This is a genomic window from Tenacibaculum sp. DPLXC6 (genome assembly GCF_056815515.1).
The window spans coordinates 98,686-110,640 of record NZ_CP141806.1 but is presented as its reverse complement, the minus strand read 5'-3'; the positions used below and the strand labels follow the sequence as shown (position 1 = coordinate 110,640).

The following is an 11,955-nucleotide window of genomic DNA, read 5'->3' as shown; positions in this document are numbered from 1 at the left end:
TTATTTTTAACGCGATCAATTCGATTATGTGTAATGCCCGCATGCATAAACAATATGTATATGTAACTAAAAGCACCCAAAGAAACAGATTAAAACATCGATTTTAAATAATCAATTTTTATAAAACTTAACCAAGGTGCTTTTTAAAAAAAGCACCTTTTTTTATTTACTAATATTTTAAATTTTAAACATTATGAACACTTTTAAGTATCGAAATTCAATTAGAAAACACGTAGCCTCAACAGTAATGTACTCAGTACAAAATCCATTTTACAGAGATCCGGAATTACTAATACTTAATCCTTAAAATTATCATGAAAACATTAAACATCACATCAAACAATAAGTCTAACCAATTTATAGTTAACAAAAAACAAGTTAGTAAAAACAAAGTGCTAAAAGCTTCAGTTTTATATGATAAAATTGAATCTAGCGCGAACACTTCTTTAGACTTTTATCCAGATTCTTCTAATTTTAGTTTTAACAGCATCGAATTTGATCTGTTAGGCAATGCCTACCTTAATGATAAGCTTGTTATCAAAAACAATATTAAAAAATTGAGTGATACTGAAATTATTTTCAATATAACAGTATCTAAAAAAGAAGAAAAGAAACAAAATATTATTTGTACAGCTACTTTTGGCTATACTATTAAAAAAGCATCTTAATTATTCCTAAAAATTGATTTTACAATCAATTGAGCAATCGTTAAGTTAGTTTGGTTTGTTTATAAGCTTAGGAGATTTTTTCTCTTAAGCTTATTTTATATACGTTTCTAATAACTCTGAAGAACCTTCTGATAAAATTTCTACTTTATCAATACATGCTGGTACCAAGATTGTTTCTCCTTTTCTTATGATTTCTTGTTGGCTATCATAAAAAAATGTTACTTCTCCTTCCACACACATATATATTATAAAACTATCTTTTCTTGATAAATCAATTTCTTTCTTTCCTTTTACAGGAAGTATATTCGTTGTAAAATAAGGGCATGTAACTACTTGACTTGCTACATTTTTTTGTTTCGAGTAAGTTGTTTTATAAGTATTCTTGGCTGAAAAATCTATTGCTTTTAATGCTTTTTCTGTATGTAATTCTCGGTAATTACCATCAATATCTTTTCTATCCCAATCATAAATACGATAAGTAATATCTGAAGTTTGCTGTATTTCAGCAATCAACAAACCCGCTCCAATAGCATGCACTCTACCTGGAGGTACAAAATATACATCTCCTTTAGTTACTTTATCAACATTTAATATGCTTAAAAGTGTTTTATTATCAAGATGCTGTATGTATTCTTCTTTACTTGAATTTTCTTTGAACCCTATTATAATACTAGCCTCTTCATCTGCTTGCATTACATACCACATTTCGGTCTTTCCATAAGACTCTTGAAGTCCTGCTAAATCATCATCAGGATGTACTTGAATACTTAGTACTTCTTTAGCATCTATAAACTTTATTAACAGCGGAAACTGTTTTCCAAAAGTTTTATAAACATAATTACCTACTAAATCATGCTTATACTCTTTTAAAAGACTTCTTAATGTTCTCCCTTTTAAGTTACCGTTACTAACGATTGATTCATCTCCATCTACATCAGAAATTTCCCAGCTCTCTCCAATATTGGAACCATCTGATTTTTTATGAAGTAGTTGGTTTAGTTTTTTTCCTCCCCAAATTTTTTGTTTTAAAATTGGAGTAAATCGTAGTAATTGGTTTATCATAGATTAAGCACCTCTATAAGTTACGTAGTTTCTCGGAGTTTCGTATAATGTAACTTCTAAGTCTAATTTTTCAGGAATACTTACACGTAACTTATTATAAATTACCACAGATATATTTTCTACTGTAGGATTGACATTTTTAAACTCTTCAACTTCAATATTTAAGTTTTTATGATCTAAAACATCTTCAACCTTTAACTTAACTAAATCTTTCAGTTTACCTAAATCATATACATAACCTGTTTCTTGATCTATCTCACCAGTTAATGAAACAATTAACTCATAATTATGACCATGGTAATTAGGATTGCTACATTTACCAAAAACCTCATAATTTTTCTCGTCAGACCATTTAGGGTTAAATAACCTGTGTGCAGCATTAAAATGTGCTTTTCTATGAACTGTTACTTTAGGCATATTAAATATACTTAGATATTTTATCGTAAGATTCTTTAAAAATTATTTTAAACCAAGCTGTATATTCTTCTGGATGATTTTCTATATCATTTTTCACCTCTTCTAAAGGCATCCATTTATATGAAGCTACTTCTTCAGGGTTTACAATAGGTTCGTCGTTAAATCTACCAATCATTACATGATCATATTCATGTTCTGTCAAACCATTATCAAACGGCGCTTTATAGATAAAAGAAAACACCTCTTCTAACTCACATGAAAAACCCATTTCCTCTTGTAATCTACGTTTTCCAGCCTCTATATTCGACTCTCCATCTCTTTGGTGTGAACAACAAGTATTTGTCCATAATAAAGGTGAATGATATTTTTCAGCAGCACGTTGTTGCAACATTAATTCATTTTTATTATTAAAAACAAATACCGAAAAAGCCCTGTGTAGTAAAGCTTTTTCATGTGCCTCAATCTTTTCCATTAACCCTATCGGATTGTCTTGCTGGTCAACTAAAATTACTTGCTCTTTCATGTAGAAAATTTACGAAAAGCAAACTTACGAAATTGAGACCAGTTCAACAATTAAAACCTTTTGAACAGTTCGCTTTAAAATGTATCTTTGCAACCTTAAAATTTATAGATGAGTTTTTTAGAAGAAATACAGAAGAGACGTACATTCGGAATTATATCACACCCCGATGCTGGTAAAACTACCCTAACTGAAAAGTTATTACTTTTTGGTGGAGCAATTCAAGAAGCTGGTGCGGTAAAAAATAACAAAATTAAAAAAGGAGCTACTTCCGATTTTATGGAAATTGAGCGCCAACGTGGTATCTCAGTAGCCACTTCTGTATTAGCTTTCATTTATAAAGACAAAAAAATCAATATTCTTGATACACCAGGTCACAAAGATTTTGCTGAAGACACCTTTAGAACGTTAACTGCTGTTGATAGTGTTATTGTTGTTATTGATGTTGCAAAAGGGGTTGAGGAGCAAACCGAAAAGTTAGTAGAGGTTTGTCGTATGCGTAAAATCCCGATGATTGTTTTTATCAATAAATTAGACCGTGAAGGTAAAGATGCTTTTGATTTATTAGATGAAGTTGAGCAAAAGTTAGGTTTAAAAGTAACTCCTTTAAGTTTCCCTATCGGAATGGGATACGATTTTAAAGGAATCTATAATATTTGGGAAAAGAAATTAAATATCTTTTCTGGAGATAATAAACAAACCATTTCAGAAGGTGTTGAATTTGATGATATAGATAACCCTGAACTAGATAAAATTGTTGGAGAAAATTCTGCAAATACACTTCGTGAGGAATTAGAATTAGTGAATGAAGTATATCCAGACTTTGATCAAGAAGCTTACGTTAATGGAGATTTACAGCCTGTTTTCTTTGGTTCTGCTTTAAACAACTTTGGGGTGAAGGAATTATTAGATTGCTTTATTGATATTGCACCTAATCCGCAACCAAAACAAGCGGAAGAACGCTTAGTTGACTCTAAAGAAAATAAATTAACTGGTTTCGTATTTAAGATTCATGCAAACATGGATCCTAAACACCGTGATCGTTTAGCTTTCGTGAAGATTGTTTCTGGAACTTTTAAAAGAAACACTCCTTACTTACATGTTCGTAACGGTAAGAAAGTAAAGTTTTCTAGTCCAAATGCATTTTTTGCTGAAAAGAAAGAAATCGTTGAAGAATCTTTCCCTGGAGATATTGTTGGTTTACACGATACAGGAAATTTTAAAATTGGTGATACCTTGACTGAAGGAGAACAATTAAATTTCAAAGGAATTCCAAGTTTCTCTCCAGAGCATTTCCGTTATGTAAACAACGCGGATCCTATGAAAGCGAAACAACTATACAAAGGTTTAGATCAATTAATGGACGAAGGGGTTGCACAGTTATTTACGATGGAAATGAACGGACGTAGAATTGTAGGAACTGTAGGAGCGCTTCAATACGAAGTAATTCAATACCGTTTAGAGCATGAATACGGAGCTAAATGCTCGTATGAAAACATTGGAGTACATAAAGCTTGTTGGGTTGAACCAGAAGACCCTAAAAATGAAGAGTTCAAAGAGTTTAAGCGTGTAAAACAACGCTATTTAGCGAAAGACAAACAAGGTCAACTAGTATTTTTAGCTGACTCACCTTTTACAATTCAAATGACACAAAGTAAATACCCAACGGTAAAATTACATTTCACTAGTGAGTTCTAAAAAACACTACATAGCATTTTTTCTTTTCTCTTTTTTCTCTTTTTCCTCAATACACAGTCAAGGGAGTTTATCGAGTTTACAGGGAAAAGAATTACATAATAAAGTTCGGTTGAATTTTATTCCTGTTGAAATGCCTACGGATGAATTTCCTAACTTAAAATCAACGATGGGACTAACTGGTTTACATTACCAAATTCCAATTAACGATTGGCTGTATGGTGGTGCCGGATTCCATTTTGCAGTAACAGGAGATCAGGGAGGATTGTTTACGTTAGGCGCTGAATTAGGAGTTAATAAACAACTATACAAAAACTTTTATGTTGATGCTAATTTCCATATTGGCGGTGGTGGTGGATATCGCTATCTGGTAAATGATGGTGGCTTTATCAATCCTAATATTGGATTACAATACAAAAAGAATGATTATTCCTTCGGAATACAATATAGTCACGTTAACTTTTTATCAGGAGAAATAAAAAGTAATTCAGTTTCTTTCTTTGTAGAAATACCAAGTATTTTACGTTTTACTGATTATGATAAAGCGCATCAAAAATTTGTAGCGGACAATCTTTCTCCAGATAGTTTTTGGAACAAACCAGTTGTTAAAAATGCACAACAAATTCGTTTTGATTTCTTTAAGCCTATTGGGAATTCAAAAAAAGATAATGGAGACGACCTAAATGAGGTACTATATGTGCTAGGTTTTGAATATCAGAAGTATTTGAACGAAAACACTTTTTTATTTGCGCATACTGATGCTATTTATAGAGGCTTACGTGCTGGTTTTATGGATCTATTTGTAGGTGCAGGATATCATCCATATCAATCGAAGTACATTAATATATTCGGAAAATTAGGTGTTGGTGCTGCTGGTGGTCGTGTGGCTCCTGAAGGTGGATTGATGGTCTACCCTTCCGCAGGAATTGATTTAAAGATATTTAAAAATATTGCTATTAGTGGTCATGGAGGTTACTATCGTGCTATAGCTGGAGATTTAGAAGCGTATACCTTCGGGTTTGGATTAAAATACTTCGGATTAAACGGTGGAGTATCTTCTGAAGAAAATAGCACTTACAATACAAAAGGATTACGTTTTGAAGTACAAAATCAAAGTTATTTTGATGTTGCTAAAACAGATGACCTTTTAGACGCTACTGAAATTGACTTGCAATTAATTGGTTTTAAAGTTAATTATGACTTGAATCATTCATTGTATGTTGCAGGAGAAGCTGGTTTTGCTTACGATGGTCGTTCTGGTGGTTATGCTCACGGATTAGTTGGTGGTGGTGTATATAGCCCTAGATTTTTCAATGATAAAGTACGTGGTTTTATTGAAGTTATGGCTGGTGCTGGTGGAGGTGCTGGTGTAGATACTGACGAAGGAATTATAATTCGTCCTACACTTGGATTAAGTTATGATATCGTAAATCAAATTTCTATAATTGCTTCTGGGGGTAGATATTATTCTCCTTTCGGTAATGTAAACTCAAATAATATTAACATAGGTTTAAGCTTTAACCTTTCAACTTTATCAGTAAAAAACTAACTTTGTCATTGCTAAGAAAAACAATGATTTAGCTATTTTAATAATTTAAGATTCTTTTTTCCTAAATTTTGGATATAGGGAATCGTACATATATAAATAAACAAGAGAAAAATGGATAACGGAATTTATGCAAAGTTCACCACTCCAAAAGGTGATATTTTAGTAAACTTAGAATATGAAAAAACTCCTGGAACTGTAGGTAACTTTGTTGCTTTAGCAGAAGGTAACTTAGAAAACTCAGCAAAACCACAAGGAACTCCTTATTACAACGGTTTAAAGTTTCACCGTGTAATTGCTGACTTTATGATTCAAGGTGGTTGCCCTCAAGGAACTGGAACAGGAAACCCTGGTTATAAATTTGATGATGAAATTCACCCTGAATTAAAGCATGATGCTCCAGGAAAATTATCAATGGCAAATGCTGGACCTGGAACAAATGGTTCTCAATTTTTCATTACACATGTTGCTACTCCTTGGTTAGATGGTAAGCACACTGTTTTTGGTAGTGTTGTAGAAGGACAAGATGTTGTTGATGCGATTGCTCAAGACGATACTATGGATGTAGAGATTATACGTGTTGGTGATGCTGCTGAAGCTTTCAATGCAGTGGAAGCTTTTAGAACTTTTGAAGGAGCTCGTGAAAAACGTGAAGCTGAAGCAAAAGCTAAACAAAAAGAATTATTAGATCAAGTAGCTGCTGGATACGATGAAACTCCAAGCGGATTACGTTATAAAATCTTACAAAACGGAGACGGAAAACAAGCTACTAAAGGAGCTATGGTTTCTGTACACTACAAAGGTCAGTTATTAGACGGAACTGTATTTGATTCATCATACAAACGTAAACAACCTATTGATTTTGCTATCGGTGTTGGTCAAGTAATTCCTGGTTGGGATGAAGGTATTCAATTGTTAAAAGTTGGTGATAAAGCTCGTTTAGTAATTCCTTCTGACTTAGCATATGGTGCACAAGGTGCTGGTGGTGTAATTCCTCCTAATGCAACCTTAATTTTTGATGTTGAGTTAATGAATGTAAAATAATAACTTACAACATAATTATATAAGTTAACTAAGCCTTCATAATTTATGGAGGCTTTTTTATGCTCTAATTTCACTTAATATTTATTTAATATTCATAACATTAAAGAGTATATTACTTAATGGATATATCATAATTACTTAAGAGCAAGAAAGTAAAAAAGGGTGATTTTTACATCACAAAACAAGCTCTTAAAACCTATGAAAACAACTTTACTTTATTTAACAACATTCATTCTTCTGTCTTCTATCGAACTAAAAGCTCAAGAAGTATGTACTACACCAGAAGATAATGCTATTGATTTAAATATTATAAGCGCAAAAAAATGTGATATTGTTAACGAAAAACAAACCCCAAGAGAAAGAACTACAAAAACATTAATTGCTAGAAATAGAATAAAAAAAATAAGAAAATCACCACAAAAAAGTCAATCAAGCTTAAGTGCTTCTTCTAAAGTTTCTATTGTCACTACAAGCAATGATTTATCTATAAAAAACTCTTTAAAATCTCAAACTAAAGAAGTTTTATTCTCGGTTGTTGAAGAAGTTCCTTTATTTCCTAAATGTAAAAATAGCTCTAACGAAAAAGCTAAAAAGTGTTTTAAAGACAATATGCAAAAACATTTTTCAAAAAATTATTTTCCTGAAGTCTTTTCAGAAGAAGGTATACGTGGTAGAATTTTAATTCAATTTACTATAGATATTTATGGTAATCCAAAAAACATCCAAGTAGTTAGTTCTAAGCCTAGTAAAGTTATTACTAATGAAATCAACCGAATTATCAACAAACTACCTCAGTTAGAGTCTGGTAAAGAAAAAGGAATCCCTGTAGATGTTACTTACTCTTTCCCTATAAATTTAATCTTAAATTAATATAAGATATTTATCTGAGTTTTCAGATAATTTTATTTTCGTGCTCCTTAAAATTCCTCTTTAACACACACAAATGAAACATATCTTTACCATTTTTTTATTTTCAATATCATTTTCTTATTCTCAAGAAAAATGTGAAACTCCTAATGAAAACATCCAAGATTTAAATACTATTAGTATTACTAAATGTTCTATAGAAGATGTAAAAGAAGCTCTAGAAACTGAAAAAGTTAAAGAAATTTCAACAAGAAAAAGACATCGTAAACTTAGAAAAGCAAATGCTATTTCAACTAAATCAAATAAAGTTGAAGAAATTAAAAGTAAAAACACTCTTGTTCAAAAGTTAAATATAAAAGAAGATATCCTAAGTTCTCTAGATAAAGTTCCTTTTCACTTAGTAGAACAAATTCCTTTGTTTGATGAGTGTAAAAGCACTCCTATTTTACAACAATCAAAGTGTTTTGAAAAAGAAATGATAAAACATATCGTTAGAAATTTTGATTATCCAAAAGAAGCTTTACGAAAAAAAATTGAAGGCAAAATTTTAGTGCAATTTACAATTGATAAAGAAGGTAATGTTGTTGATATAAAGAAAAAAGGCCCTGAAAATAGTGACCTTTTAAAAAAGGAAGCACATAGGCTAATTAATACACTTCCTAAATTTATTCCTGGTAGCCATAAAGATAGTTTTGTTAATGTAAAATACGCTTTACCAATAATTTTTAGAGTACCTTAAAACTAATTTTTACTCGTTCTTTTTTTGGTTATTAACACTCTAGTCAACTGAATAACAGAATAAATTTGTTATATTCTATTTTTTATTTATATTTACAGCGTTAGTTAACGTTTAATTAACTTCACCAAACACTTAAAATTAGAGCACAATGATTAAAAAATTCCCCTCAGTAGTAGCTGCCATGCTACTTTCTTTAGCGGCTGTAGGACAGGAAGTATGTACTACTCCAGATGAACAAATCGCAGATCCGAACAGTATCACAAAATGTGCAATCGAAGACACCGATAATGGTGCAAAAAAACAACTATCTATTGAAGTCTCTACTAGACGACGTGTTGTTCGTAAGAACAAAGAAGCGGTCTCTGCTATTGGAGGTATTAATTCTTCACAAAAAGTAGCAGATATTAAAAAGAAATCTTTATTAATTGGTAAACTTGAGTTAGAAGACAACTCTTCAACTATTGAGAAAGTACCATTTAATTTAGTAGAAGAAATTCCTTTGTTTAGTAAATGTAACAACGTTCCTTTAATTAAACAAGCAAAGTGTTTTGAAACTAATATGACTAAACACATTATTAAGAATTTTAACTATCCTCAAGAAGCAATTGATGCTGGAATACAAGGTAGAGTTTTAGTTCAGTTTACTATAAACGAGCAAGGAAATGTTGAAGATATTTTAATGCGTGGACCTAAAGGTGGTGAATCTTTAGAGAAAGAAGCTGAAAGAATTATTAATGATCTTCCTAAGTTTATTCCTGGAAAACATAATGGTAGAACTGTAAAAGTAAAATATGGAGTTCCTATTACTTTTAAAGCACCAGGAGCAACAAATAACAGTTCTTCATCTAGAAGAAGTACTAACAAGGTTGTTGCTAAGAAAAGCTCTAACGTTGTTAAAAAGGAAAAGGTTATTACTGATTTTGTGAAGTTTGTTGAAGTACAGAGTATTCCTCAATTCAAAGCTTGTACAAAAGTTCCAGATATGCAAAAATTAACATGTTTCAACGAAAGAATGGTTAGCCATATTCAAAGAAACTTTAACTATCCTGCTGCTGCTGCTGAACAAAACATTGAAGGTAGAGTTTGGGTACGCTTTATAATTGACAAAAAGGGAGAAGTAACTAATATTAAGATGAAAGGTCCTGAGAATGGTCAATTATTAGAACAAGAAGCTAAAAGAATGGTTTCTAAGTTACCTAAATTTGTTCCAGCAGAGCATAATGGTAAGACAGCTAATGTTGAATATTACATTCCTGTTAACTTCAAATTACATGAATAACAACTCTTAAAAGTGTTTATATAAAAAAAGAGCTTCTAATTTAGTTAGAAGCTCTTTTCTTTTTGTCCAAATAGTTTTTACAATACTATTTAACCTCACTCAACTTATATGTAACTAAGCTCTAACACAAATAAATTATACAGTACAGTAACTTTTAAATAACGATACAATACTTAGTAATCGATTCACTTAAAAACAAAAAAAGAGGTAGTTAATAATTAACTACCTCTTTTTATTACTATACTATTTTATTACTATTTCTTATCTTCTGGAAATAATATTTTCTTTAGAGCTTCTTTCTCTTTTTTAACTTTTTCTTTTTGCTCTTGAATCTTTTTATCTAACTCACTAAGTCTTTCATTAGCTTTGCGAACTACTTCTTCCTTTTCTTTAGCTTCTTCATCAGAGATTTCTTTATTCTCTTTAGCTTCTTTTATTCTCTCTTGAGCTTTTTTAACCTTTTCTCTTCCTCTATTTAAAACACCTTCGCTATCACGAATGTTTTTTTCTTGCTCTTCAATTCGTTGCTTAGCTTCATTTGATCTCATTTTTCCAAATTCTCTTCCGCTCATTCCATCCTTATCTCGACCATAGGCATTAGCTTTTCCTTTTTTCTCTTTATCTGCCTTTAGTTCTTTTTTCTGCTTTTTACCTTTTTTCTCTTTTAGCTCTTTTTCCTTCTTCATTTCTTGAGCTTTGTCTTTCCCTTTTTCTTTTACATCTTCTACTTCTTGCTCAAGTTCTTCTTTTATCTCTTCGGATTTATCCTTTCCTTTTTGCTTTACCTCTACACTTTTTTCTTTTCCTTTACCCTTTCCTTGGGCAAATGCTTGTTGAGTTCCTATAAATGCAAAAAGCATTACGATTGATGCTATCAGTTTTATGTTTTTCATAATGATTGAGTTTTTAATTTATATACTATCTATTTCTTGCAACTGCTCTTCAAGTTTCTTTGTTGCTTCATTTAATTTATCGATGCCAGCTTTTACCTCATTTTCAATAGAGTCTATTTTTTTTATAGCTGCTTCAATTTTCTGTTTTTCTTCTTGTTCTTTCTTTTTATCTGTACAAGAAACCATAAAAAGAATTCCGAATGTTAAAATCAATAGTTTTTTCATAATTTAATTAAATAGGTTAATATATACTAAGACACTTAAACAACTACAAAGTCACTATGGACTATAGCTATTTAAGCAAAAAGCCAGCATAATGCTGGCTTTTTGTTGTTTTTAAATGATTAAGGTTTGATATTTTCTTCCTTAGCTAATAAACCAAAAAACTTATCTAAGTTTGGTAAGATTACAATTCTAGTTCTTCTGTTTTTTGCTCTATTAGAAGCAGTATTATTATCTACTAACGGCATTGCACTACCTCTACCCGATGCAATTAATCTGCTTGGATCGACTCCATATTTTTTCTCTAAAAGTCGAACGATAGATGTTGCTCTTTTAACACTTAAATCCCAGTTATCTTGTAAAACTCCAGAGTTAAATGACCTAGCATCAGTGTGTCCTTCGATCATAACATCCATACTTGGTTCAGAGTTAATAATATCAGCTAACTTTTTTATTAATTTGTTAGCATTTCTTTTTACTCTGTAACTTGCTGTATTAAATAACATCTTGTCAGAAACAGAAATCATCACAACCGTTTGATCGATATCAATGTTTACATCTTCATCATTTTCCAATTCTGATGTATTAATTGATTTCTTAAGATTGTAAGATACTGCAACATTCATCGAGTCTTTCAATGTTTTAGCATTTGCTAACTCAGCTGGATCAACATTTTTAAGTGTTTCTCTCATTTTTTCTTTCATAGAGTTAGAAATAACAGCTGTATTACCAACCATATCTAACTTTACGCTATTTTCTTCATGGAGTGATTCATTTACATTTCTTAATGAATTAATCTTGTCATTGTAGTCATCAACTCTCTTTTCTATTTTAGCAAACTTTGCTTCAAGTTGCTCCTTTTCTAGAGTTGTTTTTTGTAAATTTCCTCTTGTATCATTGTACTTCTGTTCTAACTCAACATACTTCTTTTTTGACACACAAGACGTCATTGTTAAAGCCAATAACGCCATAGGAATAAATAGTTTCTTCATAATTAATAATA

Annotated in this window: 13 protein-coding genes; 7 read left to right on the top strand and 6 right to left on the bottom strand. The window is 31.0% G+C overall.

Features of this window, described 5'->3' with window-relative positions:
* Positions 1-314: 314 nt before the first annotated feature.
* Positions 315-668, top strand: coding sequence for a hypothetical protein (locus tag VCM48_RS00470; protein ID WP_121147205.1), 354 nt, complete (start codon positions 315-317; stop codon positions 666-668).
* A gap of 90 nt (positions 669-758) precedes the next feature.
* Here VCM48_RS00470 and VCM48_RS00465 read toward each other — a convergent pair whose 3' ends face one another.
* From VCM48_RS00465 to idi, 3 genes are read right to left on the bottom strand one after another with little or no spacing between them, the layout of a single operon-like run.
* Positions 759-1,730, bottom strand: coding sequence for a type I phosphomannose isomerase catalytic subunit (locus tag VCM48_RS00465; protein ID WP_482271203.1), 972 nt, complete (start codon positions 1,728-1,730; stop codon positions 759-761).
* A gap of 3 nt (positions 1,731-1,733) precedes the next feature.
* Positions 1,734-2,147, bottom strand: coding sequence for a 6-pyruvoyl trahydropterin synthase family protein (locus VCM48_RS00460; protein ID WP_099216270.1), 414 nt, complete (start codon positions 2,145-2,147; stop codon positions 1,734-1,736).
* Position 2,148: 1 nt separating this feature from the next.
* On the bottom strand, positions 2,149-2,670 hold the full coding sequence (idi, locus tag VCM48_RS00455; RefSeq protein WP_440066157.1) for an isopentenyl-diphosphate Delta-isomerase: 522 nt from the start codon (positions 2,668-2,670) through the stop codon (positions 2,149-2,151).
* Positions 2,671-2,778: 108 nt separating this feature from the next.
* Here idi and VCM48_RS00450 point away from each other — a divergent pair, with 108 nt between their 5' ends.
* The 6 genes from VCM48_RS00450 (at position 2,779) to VCM48_RS00425 (ending at position 9,837) form a co-directional block, all read left to right on the top strand.
* On the top strand, positions 2,779-4,365 hold the full coding sequence (locus tag VCM48_RS00450; RefSeq protein ID WP_482271202.1) for a peptide chain release factor 3: 1,587 nt from the start codon (positions 2,779-2,781) through the stop codon (positions 4,363-4,365).
* Positions 4,366-4,474: 109 nt separating this feature from the next.
* On the top strand, positions 4,475-5,911 hold the full coding sequence (locus VCM48_RS00445) for a hypothetical protein (protein ID WP_274640577.1): 1,437 nt from the start codon (positions 4,475-4,477) through the stop codon (positions 5,909-5,911).
* 111 nt (positions 5,912-6,022) lie between these two features.
* On the top strand, positions 6,023-6,952 hold the full coding sequence (locus VCM48_RS00440; RefSeq protein WP_274640576.1) for a peptidylprolyl isomerase: 930 nt from the start codon (positions 6,023-6,025) through the stop codon (positions 6,950-6,952).
* A 198-nt stretch (positions 6,953-7,150) separates the two neighbouring features.
* Entirely contained in the window at positions 7,151-7,822 is a 672-nt protein-coding gene (locus VCM48_RS00435) for an energy transducer TonB (RefSeq protein WP_482271201.1), read from the top strand.
* A gap of 73 nt (positions 7,823-7,895) precedes the next feature.
* Positions 7,896-8,558, top strand: coding sequence for an energy transducer TonB (locus VCM48_RS00430; protein WP_274640574.1), 663 nt, complete (start codon positions 7,896-7,898; stop codon positions 8,556-8,558).
* 148 nt (positions 8,559-8,706) lie between these two features.
* Positions 8,707-9,837 carry an energy transducer TonB gene (locus tag VCM48_RS00425; protein WP_274640573.1) on the top strand — a complete coding sequence of 377 codons (1,131 nt, stop codon included), beginning with the start codon at positions 8,707-8,709 and terminating at the stop codon, positions 9,835-9,837.
* Positions 9,838-10,091: 254 nt separating this feature from the next.
* On the opposite strand, the gene VCM48_RS00420 is transcribed toward VCM48_RS00425, so the two are convergent.
* From VCM48_RS00420 to VCM48_RS00410, 3 genes are all read right to left on the bottom strand, one after another.
* The gene (locus tag VCM48_RS00420) at positions 10,092-10,730 is read right to left on the bottom strand and encodes a hypothetical protein (protein WP_482271200.1); all 639 of its coding nucleotides are present in this window, start codon (positions 10,728-10,730) and stop codon (positions 10,092-10,094) included.
* A gap of 18 nt (positions 10,731-10,748) precedes the next feature.
* Positions 10,749-10,955: a hypothetical protein gene (locus VCM48_RS00415; protein ID WP_440121988.1), complete on the bottom strand. Its 207-nt coding sequence runs from the start codon at positions 10,953-10,955 to the stop codon at positions 10,749-10,751.
* Positions 10,956-11,074: 119 nt separating this feature from the next.
* Positions 11,075-11,944, bottom strand: a complete 870-nt coding sequence (locus VCM48_RS00410; protein WP_274640571.1) for an OmpA family protein — start codon at positions 11,942-11,944, stop codon at positions 11,075-11,077.
* Between the last annotated feature and the right edge of the window lie 11 nt (positions 11,945-11,955).

Excerpts from the sequence above, each read along its gene's own strand:
- VCM48_RS00415 (WP_440121988.1), bottom strand. The coding sequence starts at position 10,955 with ATGAAAAAACTATTGATTTTAACATTCGGAATTCTTTTTATGGTTTCT.
- VCM48_RS00460 (WP_099216270.1), bottom strand. The coding sequence starts at position 2,147 with ATGCCTAAAGTAACAGTTCATAGAAAAGCACATTTTAATGCTGCACAC.
- VCM48_RS00430 (WP_274640574.1), top strand. The coding sequence starts at position 7,896 with ATGAAACATATCTTTACCATTTTTTTATTTTCAATATCATTTTCTTAT.
- VCM48_RS00465 (WP_482271203.1), bottom strand. The coding sequence starts at position 1,730 with ATGATAAACCAATTACTACGATTTACTCCAATTTTAAAACAAAAAATT.
- VCM48_RS00420 (WP_482271200.1), bottom strand. The coding sequence starts at position 10,730 with ATGAAAAACATAAAACTGATAGCATCAATCGTAATGCTTTTTGCATTT.
- idi (WP_440066157.1), bottom strand. The coding sequence starts at position 2,670 with ATGAAAGAGCAAGTAATTTTAGTTGACCAGCAAGACAATCCGATAGGG.
- VCM48_RS00425 (WP_274640573.1), top strand. The coding sequence starts at position 8,707 with ATGATTAAAAAATTCCCCTCAGTAGTAGCTGCCATGCTACTTTCTTTA.
- VCM48_RS00440 (WP_274640576.1), top strand. The coding sequence starts at position 6,023 with ATGGATAACGGAATTTATGCAAAGTTCACCACTCCAAAAGGTGATATT.
- VCM48_RS00410 (WP_274640571.1), bottom strand. The coding sequence starts at position 11,944 with ATGAAGAAACTATTTATTCCTATGGCGTTATTGGCTTTAACAATGACG.
- VCM48_RS00470 (WP_121147205.1), top strand. The coding sequence starts at position 315 with ATGAAAACATTAAACATCACATCAAACAATAAGTCTAACCAATTTATA.
- VCM48_RS00435 (WP_482271201.1), top strand. The coding sequence starts at position 7,151 with ATGAAAACAACTTTACTTTATTTAACAACATTCATTCTTCTGTCTTCT.
- VCM48_RS00450 (WP_482271202.1), top strand. The coding sequence starts at position 2,779 with ATGAGTTTTTTAGAAGAAATACAGAAGAGACGTACATTCGGAATTATA.